The sequence below is a fragment of the Serratia sp. CY74737 genome, assembly GCF_052166775.1.
Lineage (GTDB): Bacteria > Pseudomonadota > Gammaproteobacteria > Enterobacterales > Enterobacteriaceae > Serratia > Serratia ureilytica.
This window is the reverse complement of the sequence record NZ_JBJNOF010000002.1, coordinates 250,964-266,112: the sequence shown is the minus strand read 5'-3', so window position 1 is coordinate 266,112 and position 15,149 is coordinate 250,964. Positions and strand designations below refer to the sequence as shown.

Genomic DNA, 15,149 nt, shown 5'->3' with positions numbered 1-15,149 from the left:
CTATTCAGGCTATTGCACGCCGCGATAGACGCGATAATACCTTTACATGTCATGCGTGCGGCTTTGCCGCGCGCTATGCCCGCCGCCACGCAGGCCGCGGGTGGAACAACAGGAATTAGATTTGGCTATGTCTCAGAACTCCCTTCCGGCAGCACCGAAACGCCCCCTTCTGGTCATCCTGCTGGTATTGATCAGCGTCGTCGCCTGTGGCGCCGCGGGCTACAGCTGGTGGCTGCTGCAACAGCATAAAAACGGCGCCGAACCGGCCGCCGTCAAACAGCAACCGCCGGCCGCGCCGGTGTTCATGCCGCTCGACACCTTTACCGTCAACCTGGTGACGCCGGACAACAACCCGGATCGCGTGCTGTATATCGGCCTCACGCTGCGCCTGCCGGACGAAAGTACCCGCCGTCAGCTGAACGATTTTCTGCCGGAGGTGCGCAGCCGCTTGCTGATGCTGCTTTCCCGTCAGGAAGCGAGTCAGTTGGCCAATGAACAAGGGAAGCAACAGCTGGTGGCGCAGATTAAGGACGTGCTCAGCCCGCCGCTGGTTAAGGGACAACCGAAGCAGGTGGTCAGCGACGTGCTGTTCACCGCCTTCATACTGCGGTAATCACTATGGGCGATAGCATTCTTTCACAGGCAGAGATCGACGCCTTGCTCAACGGCGACAGCGCGGGTGATGAACCCGAAGCGGTGGTCGGCAAAGAGAGCGAGGTCAAGCCTTACGATCCGAACACCCAGCGCCGCGTGGTGCGCGAGCGTCTGCACGCGCTGGAAATCATCAACGAACGTTTTGCCCGGCAGTTCCGCATGGGGTTGTTCAACCTGCTGCGCCGCAGCCCGGACATTACCGTCGGCCCGATCAAAATCCAGCCGTATCACGAGTTCGCCCGCAACCTGCCGGTGCCGACCAACCTGAACCTGGTGCACCTGAATCCGCTGCGCGGCACTGCCCTGTTCGTGTTCGCGCCGAGCCTGGTGTTCATCGCCGTCGATAACCTGTTCGGCGGCGACGGCCGCTTCCCGACCAAGGTCGAAGGCCGCGAGTTCACCCCGACCGAACAGCGGGTGATCAAGCGCATGCTGCGCCTGGCGCTGGACGCCTACGGCGACGCCTGGAGCGCCATCTACAAGATCGACGTGGAGTACGTGCGCGCCGAAATGCAGGTGAAGTTCACCAACATCACCACCTCGCCGAACGACATCGTGGTCACCACGCCGTTCCAGGTGGAGATCGGCGCACTGACCGGCGAGTTCAACATCTGCATTCCATTCGCGATGATCGAACCGCTGCGCGAACTGTTGACCAACCCGCCGCTGGAAAATTCGCGGCAGGAAGACAGCCACTGGCGCGAAACGCTGGTGAAGCAGGTGCAGCACTCCGAACTGGAGCTGATCGCCAACTTCGTCGATATCCCGATGCGGCTGTCGAAAGTCCTGAAGCTGCAACCGGGCGATGTATTACCGATAGACAAGCCGGAACGCCTGATCGCCCATGTGGACGGCGTACCGGTTCTGACCAGCCAATACGGCACGTTAAACGGGCAATACGCCCTGCGTGTTGAACATTTGATTAACCCTATTTTGAATGCTCTGAGTGAGGAACAGCCCAATGAGTGATCCTAAGCAACCGTCTGGCGAAGGAAAGGAATCCGTAGACGATCTGTGGGCTGATGCGTTTAACGAGCAGCAGTCTTCAGAGAAATCCGGCGCGAGCACCGAAGGGGTGTTCAAGTCGCTGGAAGCTCAGGATGCGCTCGGCAGCCTGCAGGATATCGACCTGATCCTGGATATTCCGGTCAAGCTGACCGTGGAACTGGGGCGCACCAAGATGACCATTAAAGAGCTGCTGCGCCTGTCGCAAGGCTCGGTGGTGGCGCTGGACGGCCTGGCCGGCGAACCGCTGGATATCCTGATCAACGGTTACCTGATCGCGCAAGGTGAAGTGGTGGTGGTGGCCGACAAGTTCGGCGTGCGCATCACCGACATCATCACCCCATCCGAACGCATGCGTCGACTGAGCCGCTGATGACCGCCGCGGCGCCCGTTACCGTCCAAAGCACCCAACCGCCCGCCGCGCCGGCCCTGCCGGCCGGTTCGGTGTTGATGCAGGTCAGCAGCGCGCTCGGCGGCATTCTGCTGCTGATCCTGCTGGCCGGTTGGCTGTTCCGTCGGCTGGGTTTCGCCCCGCAGGCGCGCAACAACAAACTGCTTAACCTGCGCGCCAGTTGCCAGGTCGGGCAGCGCGAGCGCGTGGTGGTGGTGGAAGTCGACGACACCTTGTTGGTATTGGGCGTCACCGCCCAGCAGATCACCCCGCTGCACACCCTGCCCGCTCCGCCGAAAGACGCAGGCGAGGCCGACGCGGCGACACCGGCGGACTTCCGCCAACTGATGCAAAAAGTTCTGAAACGCCCGGAAAAATCGGCATGACCTCGACTCTTCATACCCTCGTCCGCCGCCCGGCGGTTTGGCTCCCTGCCGCCCTGCTGTTCATCAGCCCGGCGGCTTTCGCGCAACTGCCGGGGCTGATCAGCCAGCCGCTGGCCAACGGCGGCCAGAGCTGGTCGCTGCCGGTGCAGACGCTGGTGCTGTTGACCTCGCTGACCTTCCTGCCGGCCATGCTGCTGATGATGACCAGCTTCACCCGCATCATCATCGTGCTCGGCCTGCTGCGCAACGCGCTGGGTACGCCGTCGGCGCCGCCGAACCAGGTGATGCTGGGGCTGGCGCTGTTCCTGACCTTCTTCATCATGTCGCCGGTGTTCGACAAGGTTTATCAGGATGCCTATCTGCCGTTCAGCCAGGACAAAATCGGGCTGGAAGTCGCGCTGGATAAAGGCGCGCAGCCGCTGCGCGAATTCATGCTGCGGCAAACGCGCGAAACCGATCTCGCGCTGTACGCCAGACTGGCCAATCAGCCGCCGCTGGCCGGCCCGGAAGCGGTGCCGATGCGCATCCTGCTGCCCGCCTACGTCACCAGCGAACTGAAAACCGCCTTCCAGATCGGCTTTACGGTGTTCATTCCGTTCCTGATTATCGACCTGGTGGTCGCCAGCGTGCTGATGGCGCTGGGGATGATGATGGTGCCGCCCGCCACCATCTCGCTGCCGTTCAAGCTGATGCTGTTCGTGCTGGTCGATGGCTGGCAGCTGCTGCTCGGCTCGCTGGCGCAGAGCTTCTATTCGTAACCCCTGACCGGAGAAAGCGAGATGACACCTGAATCGGTTATGGCGCTCGGCACCGAGGCGATGAAAGTCGCGCTGGCGCTGGCCGCCCCGCTGCTGCTGGCGGCGCTGATCAGCGGCCTGGTCGTCAGCCTGCTGCAGGCCGCCACCCAGATCAACGAAATGACGCTGTCGTTCATCCCTAAAATTCTGGCGGTGGTGGCCACCATCATCATCGCCGGTCCCTGGATGTTGAATCTGTTGCTGGACTACATGCGCACCCTGTTCAGCAACCTGCCTACCCTGATCGGCTGACCGTGCTCACCTTCGACAGCGCCCAGCTCACCGTCTGGCTCAGCCACTACTTTTGGCCTCTGCTGCGCATTCTGGCGCTGATAAGCACCGCGCCGATATTCAGCGAAAAGCAAATCAGCAAAAAGGTCAAAATCGGCCTTGGCGGGCTGATCGTCATCCTGATTGCGCCGACGCTGCCCGCCAGCAATATCCCCATCTTCTCCGCCGCCGGCCTGTGGCTGGCGATTCAGCAGATTCTGATCGGCGTGGCGCTCGGATTGACCATGCAGTTCGCCTTCGCGGCGGTGCGCCTGGCGGGGGAAGTGATCGGCATGCAGATGGGACTGTCGTTCGCCACTTTCTTCGATCCCAGCGGCGGCCCGAACATGCCGGTGCTGGCGCGCCTGCTCAACCTGCTGGCGATGTTGCTGTTCCTCAGCTTTGACGGCCATCTGTGGCTGATTTCGCTGCTGGCGGACAGCTTCCATACCCTGCCGATCCAAACGCAGCCGCTGAACGGCAACGGCTTCCTGGTGTTGACTCAGGTCGGCTCGCTGATCTTCATCAACGGCATGATGCTGGCATTGCCGCTGATCTGCCTGCTGTTGACGCTCAACATGGCGCTCGGCCTGCTCAACCGCATGACGCCACAGCTGTCGGTCTTCGTGATCGGTTTCCCGGTCACCATGACCTTCGGCATCATGACGCTGGGCATGATGATGCCGATGTTGGCGCCGTTCTGTGAGCACCTGTTCGGTGAAATCTTCGATCGACTGGCGGCGGTGATGGGCGGCATGACCTTCTGAGCCCCTGCGGCCCCTTCCTTTCCCCCTCTTCCGCCTGAGACAAAATGGCAATAAAAACGCTTTCTTGGGACAAAAGCCTGAGAAACGTCTTTTATCCGGATTAAGGTTCAAATGTCTCCGGCGGCTTGAATAAATAAAACCCCAACCTAAAATAGACCCGGTAGAAAAAATATCGCCCGCACCCCATCAGTCACCCGCAGCGATAATATAAATTTATTGGTTAGAGAAAAATAAAATAACGCAGCCACGCAGAGTTAAATGCGCGGCAGATAACTTACACCCTGAATAAATGCGTCCGGCAGCCTGCCGGCTGCAGGGCGCAGCATCGACCTTTACTAACTACAGGAGCGAGATCATGATTAAAGCGAAAAGCAACCGCAAAGCACGCCGATTATTCGGCATGGCCCACTGGAAAAGCAACAAATTTAAAGTTGCCATCAGCGAAACGGCCGCCGGTGAAAAATGGAAAGTGGTGAAGAAAAAGAAATAGCACCGATATTTATCGTCAGGAAAATAATATCCATCGTGATTTTTCCACCGCTGATTTCAATAATGCCATTGCGCATTAAACAGGGGTGACAATCGTATTATTTCTTCCCTGATGAAAAAAAGGCGCGTCACTCAGTCAGTAGTGGGAGAACGAGCGACGCGCCAAACGAGTGCGCCCGGTTTCAAGAAGCCTCCCTCCCCGCGGGGCGGAGAAGGCGTTTTCTAAGCGCACTAAAGGGAAACCCGTCGCGGTCAGGCAACGGGGTATTGCTCTTAACGATTCATCTGGAACAACGACATGCCCTGCATATCGCTGAAGGTTTTGTACGACGCCTGCAGCGCCGCCTGCTGCATGAAGTAGGACGAGATAGACTCGGCCAGGTCGGCATCCGTCAGCGCGCTCATCTGGATCTGATTGGTCATGTCACGCTCTTTACCGATGCTGTCCAACTGATCCATCTCCTGCAGCTGGCTGCCCAGCTCGGCGCGCACGCTCAGCACGTTGTTGTAGGAGTTGTCCAGACCGCGGTTGGCTTTCGCCAGCGCATCGTTCACCTGCTGCTTGGTGGCCTCGTCGGCGCCCTGCAGCGGGGTTTTCAGCGCGTTCAGCGCAATATCGATGCTCTCGAATACGTTGCTGACCGGCGCGCTGCCGTCCGGCTCGGGCTTCGGATTGCTGGTCAACGACATGAACACCGCGTTGCCGGTATGGCCGATGGTCATGGTGCGGTTGGCGTCCACTTTCTGCTCAACCGTCTTGTCGCCGCCCTGGTAACTGACGGTGCCGCCGTTGTCGACGAACGGCGCCTTGTCGTTCACATACCCGCCGAACATATAGCGGCCGTTGCCGTCGGTGCTGTTGGCCTGGTTCAGCAGCTGATCTTTCAACCCCTGCAGCTGGGTGGCCAGCGACTGGCGATCGTTATCGCTTTCGGTGCCGCCGGCGTTGACGATCAACGCCTTCATGTCCGCGATGGTGGAGGTCGCGCCGGCCAATACCGTTTCTTCCATCGACACGTTCTGACGGGCGAAGGTGCGCGCCAGCGTGTATTGACTGTTTTCCGCCTGCGACTGCGACAGCATCACCGCGCGCGACGCCGCCAACGGATCGTCGGACGGGTTGATCACTCGCTTGCCGGAGGAAAGCTGCTCGGCGGCCTTCATGAACAGCGACTGGTTGCCCGTGATGCCGTTCATGTTTTGTTGGTACATCATGCCGGTACTCATGCGCATGCTGTGGGTTCCTTACTCTGAGCGACCGGCGCCGTTATCGGCGCCGATTAACAATGAAATCAACGAATGTTCAGCAGCGCGTCGAACAGCGAGCTGGCGGTCTGAATCACCTGCGCGTTGGCCATGTAGTACTGCTGGAAACGCAGCAGTTCACCGTACTCTTCGTCAAGGTTGACGCCGGACATCGACTGCTGTTGCGCGCCCAGCTGGGTGACGATTTTGGCCTGCGACGTGGCGATGGCCTTGGCGGCGGCGGTCTGATTGCCGACGCCGCTGACGATGCCGGCGTAAGCGCCGCTCAGGGTCGCTTTGCCGTCCACCAGGTTTTTGGTTTGCAGATCCAGCAGTTTCTTGGCGTTCTCGTTATCGCCGCGGCCGCTGTCGTCTTTACCGGCGGCGGCAATCTTGGACGAATCGGTGATGGCCACTTTCAGGTTGCCCGCCACGTCGCTGACCGGTTTCACGGTGAAGCTGTCTTTGGCCTGCGCATTGCCGTCGATGCTCACTTCCAACCCGTCGAAGTTCAGCGTCGGTTTACCGTCGGCGCTGGTGCCCGGCGTCGCGTTGACTTTCACGTTGTCCGGCAGGCGGCTGACCTGCCAGTTGCTGCCGTCGAACTCGACGCGATAATCGTTGGCCTTCACCTTGCCGGTATCGGTGTAAGAGACCGACAGCGACGCGTCGCCGGTGTTGCGGGTGTTATCCACCACCCGGCCGCCGCTGAAGCTGAAGAAGTCGCCGCCCGCGTCACCGTTCAGATCGAAGCCGGCGCGATGCTGTTGGTTAAAGCTGTCCGCCATCGCCAGCGCCAACTGGCCCAGCTGATTGCGCACGCCGTCCAGCGTTTCGCTGCGGAATTTCAGCACGCCGCTCAGCGTGCCGCTGGTGATCTGGCCTTCCGGCACTTCGCTGGCGCCGTTGCCGCGGTTATAGCCGATGGTCAGACGGGAAGGATCGCTGCTGGAAGGCACGGCTTCCACTTGATACGTATTGCTGCCCTGCACCAGGGTCAAACCGTTGGCGAAGGAAACGGTATAGGCGTCGCCGTCCTGTTGCGTGACCTGTACGCCCACCAGCTGGTTCAATTCGGTGACCAGCTGATCGCGCTGATCCAGCAACGCATTCGGTTCGCCGCCGGCGCTGCCGCGCAAACGGGTGATCTCGTCGTTCAGCTTGGCGATCTGTTGGCCGTAGCTGTTGATCTGCTGCGCCGTATCGCTGATCTGCTGATTGACGCCGTTGTCCATGTCGCGCAGGAATTTGTCGGTGTTGTTGAACTGGTTCACCAGGCCGTTGGCCTTGCCCAGCACCGTCTGGCGCGCGGCGTCGTCACCGGCGTTGCTCACCAGGTTCTGCAGGTTGGTAAAGAAATCCTGCATGTTGGTCGACAGCGGGTTGGTCTTGCTCGCCAACAGGTTGTCGATCTGCGAAATCTTCTCGTAATAGGCGTTTTGCGCCCCGAACGCGCTTTGCGCGCCGCGCAGCTGGTTGGTGATGAACTGGTTGTACTCGCGGTTAACGCTGGTGACGGTCACGCCGTTGCCGATAAAGCCGCTCATGGTGGCCATGCCGCCGTTCTGCGCCAGGATCGCGGTCTGACGGTTGTAGCCCGCCACGTTGTAGTTGGAGATGTTGTTGCTGACGGTACTGAGCGCCACCTGAGCCGCATTCAGCCCGCTCATCGCGGTATTGATTAAGCTATTGGACATCGGAATTCCTTATGCTGCGGCGCCGGTGGCCCACAGGGTTCTTAATTGAGCTGCTGAGCCTGTTCGCTCAGCCTGTTTCGGTTATCGGCAAAAATGAGAAGAACTTGAGGAAAAAAAGCGGCAATGCGGTCAGCATCCAGCGAGCCTCCATTGCCGCCTACCCCCTAAATAATTGGCGCCGCAGCGGCGTCAAGAATGACGGGGATTTAGAACAAATCTTTCAGATCGTGGGTGTAAGCTTTCACCGCCTGTTCCCCCGCGCTCTTCATCTGCTGAATCACGCTGACCAACTTGCTGGCGTACTGCGGATCGGTGGCGTACCCGGCGCGCTGCAGCGCATGCGCCGCCTGCTCCGGGCTGCGCGCGGCGGCCACGTCGGCGTAGCGCGGGTTGTTGGTCAGCAGTTTGACGTAATCGGCGATCGCTTCGACGTACGACCCGTAAACGCGGAACTTCGCCTTCACCTTCTTCGCCGCGCCCTGTTCGAACTCGGTGGTGGTGATCTCCGTCACCGGCCCGCTCCAGCTGCCGCCGGCCTTGATGCCGAACAGGTTGTAGCTCGGCGTGCCGTCTGAGGTTGGGATCTCGCGCTGCCCCCAGCCGGATTCCAGCGCCGCCTGCGCGACGATCAGCTGATGCGGAATGCCGCTCTGCTGGCTGGCGACCTTCGCCGGTATCGACAGACGAGCGACGAAGTTGCCGTTGTTGAGCGACAGCGGCGCGGCGGCCGGCGGGGCTTTCGGCATCGCCCGGCGCACCATCTGCTCCAGCGCCTGGTTCGGCAGCGTTTGCAGCACCTCGTTGTCCAGCGCCATCGGCGACATGCCCGCGGTTTCGCTCGGCACCGCGTTGGCGTTGCTCATCTGCTTGACCATCATGTCGGCCAGCCCCAGCCCTTTTTGCGACATCTGCTGGGCGATTTGCTGATCGTACATCGAGGTATAGAGCCGCGTTTGATCGCTGCTCAACACCCCGTCCTGCGGCAAGGCGGAACGCATGCTTTTCAGCATCATCTGCACGAACATGCCTTCCACCTGCTGGGCCACCTGCTTGAGGTTGCCCTGCGGGTCGGCCGCCGCGTCGCGCTTCAGGCCATTCAGCGCCTGGGCGTCATAGGCCGCGCCCGACATCGCCATCAGATCGCCCGCCATCAGATGATTTCCAGCTTGGCGCGCAGGCAGCCGGCGCTCTGCATCGCCTGCAGGATCGACATCAGATCGATCGGCGTGGCGCCCAGCGCGTTCAGCGCGCGAATGACGTTGTTCAGGTTGGCGCTGGCGTTCACCTTCTGCAGCGACCCGCCCTGCTGTTGCACCGAGATCTGGGTGTTTGGCGTCACCACCGTCTGGCCGCCGCCGAACGGCGTCGTCGGTTGGCTGACAGTGTTCTGCCGATCGACCACCACCGACAGGTTGCCCTGAGCGACGGCGCAGGAATCAAGGATCACATCGCGGTTCATCACCACCGACCCGGTGCGCGAGTTGATGATCACTTTGGCGTCCATCGCGCCGACGTTGACGGAGATGTTTTGAATCTCCGCCAGGAAGCGCACCTGAGAGCTGTTGCCCTGCGGCACCAGCACCTGGATCGTGCGGGCGTCGAGCGGCGTCGCGGTGCCGCCGCCGCGTTGGCGGTTGATGGCGTCGCTGATCTGCTGCGCCAGCGTGAAGTCTTCGTCGTTCAGCTGCAGGTTGAGTACGCCGCCGCTGCCGAAGGTAGTCGGCAGTTCGCGCTCGATGGTGGCGCCGTTGCTGATGCGCCCGCCCGCCAGTTGGTTGACCTGCACGCTGCTGCCGCCGGCCGCCGCGCCCGCGCCGCCGACCAGCACGTTGCCCTGCGCCAGCGCATAGACCTGGTTATCCACGCCTTTCAGCGGCGTCATCAGCAAGGTGCCGCCGCGCAGGCTCTTGGCGTTGCCCATTGATGAGACCACCACGTCGATATTCTGCCCGGCGCGCGAGAACGGCGGCAGTTTGGCGGTCACCATCACCGCCGCCACGTTTTTCAGCTGCATGTTGGTGCCCGGCGGCACGGTGATGCCCAGCTGCGACAGCATGTTGCTCAGGCTTTGAGTGGTGAACGGCGTCTGCATGGTCTGGTCGCCGGAGCCGTCCAGCCCCACCACCAGGCCGTAGCCGATCAGGGCGTTGTCTCGCACGCCCTGCACCGTCACCAGATCGCGGATGCGCTCCGCCGCCGCCGGCAAGCACACCAGCCCGACGCACAGCGCGATAAACCATTTTTTCAGCATCAGTCAATCCTTAGAACGGTGAAACATTTAAGAAGAAGCGCTGCAGCCAGCCCATGGTCTGCGCTTCGTTGATATAGCCATTGCCGACGTATTCGATCCGCGCGTCCGCCACCTGCGTCGAGGTGACCGAGTTGTTGCCGCTGATGGTGCGCGGGTTGACGACGCCGGAGAAACGAATGAATTCGGTGCCCTGGTTGATGGCGATCTGCTTTTCCCCCACCACGTGCAGGTTGCCGTTGGCCAGCACCTGGTTGACCGTCACCGTAATGGTGCCGTTGAAGGTGTTGTTGGCGTTGGCGCCGCCCTTGCCGCCGAAGGTGCTGTCGCCGGAAATGTCCATATCGGCGCGCGCATTGCCCAACAGGCCGTCAAGGTAACGCGGCGAGGTGGCGACGCCGAACTTGCTGGCGCCGTTGCGGCTGGCATTGGCGGAGGAGCTCTTGCTGGCGCTGACGTTTTCCTGCAGCACGATGGTCAGGGTGTCGCCGACGTTGCGCGGACGGCGGTCTTCGAACAGCGGCTGATAGCCGTAGTTCATCGGCTGCACCGTCTGGAAGATCGAGCCGTTCGGCATCGGCGCGCTGGCCGGCGCGGGCTGCGCCGTGGTCGCACCGTCCACCAGCGGTTTATGCGGAATATAAGCGCAGCCGCTCAGCGTCAGCATCACCATTCCCGCCAGCCAGCGTTGTCCCTGCCGCGGCAGGATTGCCATCGAATATGTGGTTACCACGGGTATCGCCTTTGTTTCACGAAAGAGAATGACGGGCGCGGCAAGCCGGGCCCGTCAATGACAGATTACAGTTGCGTCAGCTTTTGCAGCATCTGATCGGAAGTCGATACCGCTTTGCTGTTGATCTCGTAAGCGCGCTGAGTCTGGATCATGTTGACCAGCTCTTCCGCCACGTTAACGTTGGAGGTCTCCACGTAGCCCTGATACAGCAGACCGGCGCCGTTGAGCCCCGGCGTGCTCTCGTTCGGCGCGCCCGAGCTTTCGGTTTCCTGATACAGGTTCTCGCCCACGCTCTCCAGACCGCTGTCGTTGACAAAGGTCGTCAGCGTCAATTGGCCCACCTGCTGGGCGGCGGTTTGCCCCTGCTGGGTGACGCTGACGATGCCGTCGCGGCCGACGGTGATGGACAGCGCGTTAGCCGGAATGGTGATCGCCGGCTGCACCTGGAAACCGCTGGAGGTGACCAGCTGGCCGTTCTGATCGATCTGGAACGAGCCGTCGCGCGTGTAGGCCTGGGTGCCGTCCGGCAACATCACCTGGAAGAACCCCTGCCCCTTGATGGCAACGTCTTTGCTGTTGTTGGTCTGCGACAGGTTGCCCTGGCTGTGCAGCCGCTCGGTCGCCACCGGACGCACGCCGGTGCCGATCTGCAGACCGGAAGGCAGCGTGGTCTGCTCGGAGGACTGCGCCCCCGGCTGACGCATGGTCTGGTACAGCAGATCTTCAAATACCGCACGCTGGCGTTTGAAGCCGTTGGTGCTGACGTTCGCCAGGTTGTTGGCGATCACGTCCATGTTGGTCTGCTGCGCGTCCAGACCGGTTTTGGCAATCCATAAGGATGGAATCATCGGTTATTTCCTTGCTGCTTAGCTCACTGAGAGCAGTGAGTTGGCACGCTGTTCGTTTTCATCCACGCTGTGGATGACCTTCATTTGCATTTCAAAACGGCGGGCGTTGGCGATCATGTCGACCATGGTCTCCATCGGCTTGACGTTGCTGCCTTCCAGCACCCCGGGCATCACCCGCACCTGCGGATCGTTTTGCAACTGATTGCCGCGCAGCTGTTGGGTTTCCGGCGTCAGGCGGAACAGCCCGTCGTCACCGCGCATCACTTCGCGCGCGTCGGCTTTCACCAGCTTCAGGCGGCCGATCTGCGCGATGGTGTTCGGCGGATCGCCGGCGTTCAGCGCCGAAATGGTGCCGTCGGCGGCGATGGTGATCTCCGCCGACGGCGGCACCTCGATCGGCCCCCCGTCGCCCATCACCGGCAGCCCCTGCACCGTCAACTGCCCGGTGGAGGAGATCTGGATGTTGCCGTTGCGGGTATAGGCTTCACCGCCGCCCGGCAGGCTCACCGCCAGGAAACCGTCCTGCTGCAGCGCCACATCCAGCGGGCGCGCCGTATAGTTCAGCGCCCCCTGGCTCATGTCGGCGCCCGGCGTCGACGCGGCCACCAATGTGCGCGTCGCCAGGCTCGGCCCGTCAACCGGCACCGCGCGCAGCGCGGCGAGCTGGGCGCGAAAGCCCGGCGTCGACGCGTTGGCCAGGTTGTTGGCGGTAATGGACTGCTGCTCCAGCGTTTGGCGAGCCGCGCCCATCGCGGTATAAATCGCGTGATCCATAACTCGACCCTATTAGCGCAGGCTAACCAACGTCTGCAGAATGGAGTCCTGCGTCTTGATGGTCTGGGCGTTGGACTGATAGTTACGCTGTGCGACGATCATGTTCACCAGCTCCTGGCTCAGATCGACGTTGGAAGACTCCAGCGCGCCGCTGGTCAGCTTGCCTAAGCCGCCGCCACCCGCAAGACCGACGCGCGGCTGACCGGACGCGCCGGTTTCCTGCCAAACGTTATCGCCCTGCGACGCCAGCCCTTCCGGGTTGGAGAAGTTAGCCATGACGATCTGGCCCAACAGCTGGGTCTGCTGGTTGGAATAGACGCCCACGATGGTGCCGTCGTTGTTGATCTGATAGCCCGTGTATTCACCGGCGGCATAACCGTCCTGCGATACCTTGCTCACCGAGTCGCTGCTCACGTTCTGCTGCATGCTGCCGGCGAAGCTCAGGGTGAAGTTTTGCGCCGGCGCGCCGTCTTTGGCGGTCATCGGGATCACCATGCTGAACTCGCCCGGCGCGCCGTTGGTGCTGGTGGTTTTCACCAGGGTACCGCTGGTGCTGAACTCCATGGTGCCGGCGTTCACTGGCGCTGCGCTGCCGTCCTGGGTGTAGACCTGCCATTTATTGTCTTCGGTCTTCACGAAGTAAGCGTTGATGTTGTGCGCGTTACCCAGCGAGTCGTAGGCGGTGATGGTATTGGTATAGTTGTAGCTGTCCTGTTTGGTCGGATCGAAGGTCTTGTTTTCCGGCACCTTATGGGTCGACATCAGGTTGGCGACCATCTGGCCGGAAGTGGACGCTTTCGCGTTCATCATGCCTTCAGGAATGCTCAACGGCACCGGGTTGGCGCCCTGCTGAATGGTCGGCGGGGAGCCGGCCGCCGGATAGCCGGTCAGCTGCAGACCCTGCATGTTGGTCAGATTGCGGTTCTCGTCCAGCTTGAACTGGCCGTTGCGGGTGTAGAAGATGCCGCCGTCTTTATCCTGCATGCGGAAAAAGCCGTTGCCGTTGATGGCCACATCCAATGAACGGCTGGTGCCGGTGGTGGTGCCGCCCTTGAAGTTCTGGGTGATGCCGGACACTTTGACGCCCAGACCGACCTGCGAACCGGCGAACATGTCGGCAAAGGAGACGCTGCCGGATTTGAAGCCCGCCGTCGCGGAGTTGGCGATGTTGTTACCGATCACGTCCAGGTTGGTTGCTGCCGCGTTCAAGCCGCTGACTGCCTGAGAAAAAGCCATGTTATTCTCCGAATAGTGGTCAGGCTATCGTCCGATTGAGCCTGATGCTTAGGGTTATAAGATCTGTCGCACGTCTTCCAGGGTGGCGTTGCCCGCCAGGCCGAGATCCAGCTTGGCGCCGTTGCCGTCGCGGATCACGCCGTTCACCAGGCCGAAGTGCAGGCTGCGCGCCACCAACGGCTCGCCGTTGCCTTTGGCGTTAATCGCCACTTTGTAGGCGCCGTCGGGCGCGGTGGAGCCGTCATCCAGCGAACCGTCCCAGGTGAAGGCATGCACGCCGGCGGTCAGACCGCCGATTTCGATGGTGCGCACCACCTGCCCGCTGGCGTTGGTGATGGTGGCGGTTACCTGGTCGGCGGCGCGCTCCAGTTCCACGCCGAACGGCGTGGTGCTGACTTTGCCGTCCTTGCTGCCGACCAGAATGTTGCTGCCCGGCACCATCACGCCGTGGCCGATCAGCGCGGTGGCCTGCAGCGACTGATTGCTGTTGATCTGACCGGAGATCGACCCCAGCGTGGTGTTGAGTTTTTCGATGCCCTGAACGGTGTTGATCTGCGCCAGCTGCGAGGTCAGTTCGTTGTTCTGCATCGGATTGGTCGGGTCCTGGTTTTTCAACTGCGCCACCAGCAGCGTCAGGAAGCTGTTGTGCAGATCCTGGCTGTTGGTATTTTTGCTGTTGTTACCGATGACGGTATTGTCCAACGACTCGTTCGTGGTTGGGGCGATAGCCATGGAAACCTCCGGTTACTGACCCAGCGTCAGGGTTTTCATCATCATCGACTTGGTGGTGTTGAGCACCTCGACGTTGGCCTGATAGCTGCGGGAAGCGGAGATGGTGTTGACCATTTCCCCCACTACGTCGACGTTCGGCATGCGCACATACCCCTTGGCGTCCGCCAGCGGGTTGCCCGGCTGATACACCAAACGCTCGGGCGCCGGATCGTCCACCACCTGGGCAACGCGCACGCCGCCGGTCGGCTGTCCCGGCGCCGCTGCGACCTGGAACACCACCTGCTTGGCGCGGTAAGGTTCGCCGTCCGGGCCGGTCACGCTGTCGGCGTTGGCCATGTTGCTGGCGCTGACGTTCATGCGCTGGGATTGCGCCGATAACGCCGAGCCGGAAATATCAAAAATATTCAGTAAAGACATGCGCCTTATCCTTGTTGCAGTACGGACATCATCCCTTTGATCTGACCGTTGAGCAGCGTCAGGTCGGTCTGATATTTCAGGCTGTTATCGGCAAAGTTGGTGCGTTCGCGATCCATGTCCACCGTGTTGCCGTCCATCGACGGCTGATCCGGCACCCGGAACAGCAGATCGAGCTGCGGCGGCTGCAGGGTCTGCGCCGGGATATGGCGCGCCGCCGTCAGGTTGAGCGCCATGCCGTTGCCGCTGACGCGCCCCTGCTCCATCACTTTGTTCAATTGGCTGGCGAAATCGATATCCCGCGCCTGATAACCCGGTGTGTCTGCGTTGGCGATGTTGGCGGCCAGAATTTCCTGCCGCTGGGCGCGCAAGTTCAGCGCCTCTTGGCCAAAGCGCAGAGCCGCGTCCAGTTTGTCGAGCATGCTCCCTCCGCGAGGTTAGAATTTGGAGTCGACAGCATAAA

Annotated in this window: 19 protein-coding genes; 8 read left to right on the top strand and 11 right to left on the bottom strand. The window is 61.3% G+C overall.

The features are described 5' to 3' along the window. Window positions 1-127 precede the first annotated feature (127 nt). The 8 genes from fliL to sra all read left to right on the top strand — a co-directional run bounded on the left by fliL (window position 128) and on the right by sra (window position 4,760). On the top strand, window positions 128-613 hold the full coding sequence (gene fliL, locus ACJ8PE_RS03235) for a flagellar basal body-associated protein FliL (RefSeq protein WP_033643515.1): 486 nt from the start codon (window positions 128-130) through the stop codon (window positions 611-613). 5 nt (window positions 614-618) lie between these two features. Further along, window positions 619-1,623: a flagellar motor switch protein FliM gene (fliM, locus tag ACJ8PE_RS03230; protein ID WP_004934798.1), complete on the top strand. Its 1,005-nt coding sequence runs from the start codon at window positions 619-621 to the stop codon at window positions 1,621-1,623. Then, window positions 1,616-2,032, top strand: a complete 417-nt coding sequence (gene fliN, locus ACJ8PE_RS03225) for a flagellar motor switch protein FliN (protein WP_004934799.1) — start codon at window positions 1,616-1,618, stop codon at window positions 2,030-2,032. Before fliM ends, fliN begins: the two co-directional genes overlap by 8 nt. Next, window positions 2,032-2,436: a flagellar biosynthetic protein FliO gene (gene fliO, locus ACJ8PE_RS03220; protein ID WP_033650868.1), complete on the top strand. Its 405-nt coding sequence runs from the start codon at window positions 2,032-2,034 to the stop codon at window positions 2,434-2,436. The genes fliN and fliO overlap by 1 nt, the downstream gene beginning before the upstream one ends. Next, window positions 2,433-3,194, top strand: coding sequence for a flagellar type III secretion system pore protein FliP (gene fliP / locus ACJ8PE_RS03215; protein ID WP_033632755.1), 762 nt, complete (start codon window positions 2,433-2,435; stop codon window positions 3,192-3,194). Before fliO ends, fliP begins: the two co-directional genes overlap by 4 nt. A 21-nt stretch (window positions 3,195-3,215) precedes the next feature. Next, window positions 3,216-3,485 carry a flagellar biosynthesis protein FliQ gene (gene fliQ, locus ACJ8PE_RS03210; RefSeq protein WP_004934803.1) on the top strand — a complete coding sequence of 90 codons (270 nt, stop codon included), beginning with the start codon at window positions 3,216-3,218 and terminating at the stop codon, window positions 3,483-3,485. A gap of 2 nt (window positions 3,486-3,487) precedes the next feature. Then, a complete protein-coding gene (fliR, locus tag ACJ8PE_RS03205; protein WP_060660583.1) occupies window positions 3,488-4,270 on the top strand; it encodes a flagellar biosynthetic protein FliR in 783 nt (260 codons plus the stop codon). Between the two features lie 355 nt (window positions 4,271-4,625). Continuing rightward, complete coding sequence (gene sra / locus ACJ8PE_RS03200; protein ID WP_004934807.1) at window positions 4,626-4,760, top strand: stationary-phase-induced ribosome-associated protein; 135 nt, start codon at window positions 4,626-4,628, stop codon at window positions 4,758-4,760. 272 nt (window positions 4,761-5,032) lie between these two features. Here the strand turns inward: sra and flgL are convergent, their stop codons facing one another. The 11 genes from flgL to flgB all read right to left on the bottom strand — a co-directional run bounded on the left by flgL (window position 5,033) and on the right by flgB (window position 15,108). Next, complete coding sequence (gene flgL, locus ACJ8PE_RS03195; protein ID WP_033643518.1) at window positions 5,033-5,992, bottom strand: flagellar hook-associated protein FlgL; 960 nt, start codon at window positions 5,990-5,992, stop codon at window positions 5,033-5,035. 59 nt (window positions 5,993-6,051) lie between these two features. Further along, window positions 6,052-7,701, bottom strand: coding sequence for a flagellar hook-associated protein FlgK (gene flgK / locus ACJ8PE_RS03190; RefSeq protein WP_033643519.1), 1,650 nt, complete (start codon window positions 7,699-7,701; stop codon window positions 6,052-6,054). A 206-nt stretch (window positions 7,702-7,907) separates the two neighbouring features. After that, the gene (gene flgJ, locus ACJ8PE_RS03185) at window positions 7,908-8,852 is read right to left on the bottom strand and encodes a flagellar assembly peptidoglycan hydrolase FlgJ (RefSeq protein ID WP_033643520.1); all 945 of its coding nucleotides are present in this window, start codon (window positions 8,850-8,852) and stop codon (window positions 7,908-7,910) included. Beyond that, window positions 8,852-9,952 carry a flagellar basal body P-ring protein FlgI gene (locus tag ACJ8PE_RS03180; protein ID WP_197793482.1) on the bottom strand — a complete coding sequence of 367 codons (1,101 nt, stop codon included), beginning with the start codon at window positions 9,950-9,952 and terminating at the stop codon, window positions 8,852-8,854. The genes flgJ and ACJ8PE_RS03180 overlap by 1 nt, the downstream gene beginning before the upstream one ends. Window positions 9,953-9,962: 10 nt before the next feature. Beyond that, window positions 9,963-10,664: a flagellar basal body L-ring protein FlgH gene (gene flgH / locus ACJ8PE_RS03175; RefSeq protein ID WP_004934817.1), complete on the bottom strand. Its 702-nt coding sequence runs from the start codon at window positions 10,662-10,664 to the stop codon at window positions 9,963-9,965. Window positions 10,665-10,747: 83 nt separating this feature from the next. After that, a complete protein-coding gene (gene flgG, locus ACJ8PE_RS03170; protein ID WP_004934819.1) occupies window positions 10,748-11,530 on the bottom strand; it encodes a flagellar basal-body rod protein FlgG in 783 nt (260 codons plus the stop codon). 18 nt (window positions 11,531-11,548) lie between these two features. Next, complete coding sequence (locus ACJ8PE_RS03165) at window positions 11,549-12,304, bottom strand: flagellar basal body rod protein FlgF (RefSeq protein ID WP_033643521.1); 756 nt, start codon at window positions 12,302-12,304, stop codon at window positions 11,549-11,551. A 12-nt stretch (window positions 12,305-12,316) separates the two neighbouring features. Continuing rightward, window positions 12,317-13,540, bottom strand: coding sequence for a flagellar hook protein FlgE (gene flgE / locus ACJ8PE_RS03160; protein WP_033643522.1), 1,224 nt, complete (start codon window positions 13,538-13,540; stop codon window positions 12,317-12,319). A gap of 54 nt (window positions 13,541-13,594) precedes the next feature. Further along, complete coding sequence (gene flgD / locus ACJ8PE_RS03155; protein ID WP_197761935.1) at window positions 13,595-14,272, bottom strand: flagellar hook assembly protein FlgD; 678 nt, start codon at window positions 14,270-14,272, stop codon at window positions 13,595-13,597. Window positions 14,273-14,284: 12 nt separating this feature from the next. Continuing rightward, window positions 14,285-14,689, bottom strand: a complete 405-nt coding sequence (gene flgC, locus ACJ8PE_RS03150) for a flagellar basal body rod protein FlgC (RefSeq protein WP_004934826.1) — start codon at window positions 14,687-14,689, stop codon at window positions 14,285-14,287. A gap of 5 nt (window positions 14,690-14,694) precedes the next feature. Continuing rightward, window positions 14,695-15,108, bottom strand: coding sequence for a flagellar basal body rod protein FlgB (gene flgB / locus ACJ8PE_RS03145; RefSeq protein ID WP_033643526.1), 414 nt, complete (start codon window positions 15,106-15,108; stop codon window positions 14,695-14,697). Between the last annotated feature and the right edge of the window lie 41 nt (window positions 15,109-15,149).

Bases quoted from the DNA above. Each gene is read 5' to 3' on its own strand.
- fliL (WP_033643515.1), top strand. From the start codon at position 128: ATGTCTCAGAACTCCCTTCCGGCAGCACCGAAACGCCCCCTTCTGGTC.
- fliM (WP_004934798.1), top strand. From the start codon at position 619: ATGGGCGATAGCATTCTTTCACAGGCAGAGATCGACGCCTTGCTCAAC.
- fliN (WP_004934799.1), top strand. From the start codon at position 1,616: ATGAGTGATCCTAAGCAACCGTCTGGCGAAGGAAAGGAATCCGTAGAC.
- fliO (WP_033650868.1), top strand. From the start codon at position 2,032: ATGACCGCCGCGGCGCCCGTTACCGTCCAAAGCACCCAACCGCCCGCC.
- fliP (WP_033632755.1), top strand. From the start codon at position 2,433: ATGACCTCGACTCTTCATACCCTCGTCCGCCGCCCGGCGGTTTGGCTC.
- fliQ (WP_004934803.1), top strand. From the start codon at position 3,216: ATGACACCTGAATCGGTTATGGCGCTCGGCACCGAGGCGATGAAAGTC.
- sra (WP_004934807.1), top strand. From the start codon at position 4,626: ATGATTAAAGCGAAAAGCAACCGCAAAGCACGCCGATTATTCGGCATG.
- flgL (WP_033643518.1), bottom strand. From the start codon at position 5,992: ATGCGCATGAGTACCGGCATGATGTACCAACAAAACATGAACGGCATC.
- flgK (WP_033643519.1), bottom strand. From the start codon at position 7,701: ATGTCCAATAGCTTAATCAATACCGCGATGAGCGGGCTGAATGCGGCT.
- flgJ (WP_033643520.1), bottom strand. From the start codon at position 8,852: ATGGCGGGCGATCTGATGGCGATGTCGGGCGCGGCCTATGACGCCCAG.
- ACJ8PE_RS03180 (WP_197793482.1), bottom strand. From the start codon at position 9,952: ATGCTGAAAAAATGGTTTATCGCGCTGTGCGTCGGGCTGGTGTGCTTG.
- flgH (WP_004934817.1), bottom strand. From the start codon at position 10,664: ATGGCAATCCTGCCGCGGCAGGGACAACGCTGGCTGGCGGGAATGGTG.
- flgG (WP_004934819.1), bottom strand. From the start codon at position 11,530: ATGATTCCATCCTTATGGATTGCCAAAACCGGTCTGGACGCGCAGCAG.
- ACJ8PE_RS03165 (WP_033643521.1), bottom strand. From the start codon at position 12,304: ATGGATCACGCGATTTATACCGCGATGGGCGCGGCTCGCCAAACGCTG.
- flgE (WP_033643522.1), bottom strand. From the start codon at position 13,540: ATGGCTTTTTCTCAGGCAGTCAGCGGCTTGAACGCGGCAGCAACCAAC.
- flgD (WP_197761935.1), bottom strand. From the start codon at position 14,272: ATGGCTATCGCCCCAACCACGAACGAGTCGTTGGACAATACCGTCATC.
- flgC (WP_004934826.1), bottom strand. From the start codon at position 14,689: ATGTCTTTACTGAATATTTTTGATATTTCCGGCTCGGCGTTATCGGCG.
- flgB (WP_033643526.1), bottom strand. From the start codon at position 15,108: ATGCTCGACAAACTGGACGCGGCTCTGCGCTTTGGCCAAGAGGCGCTG.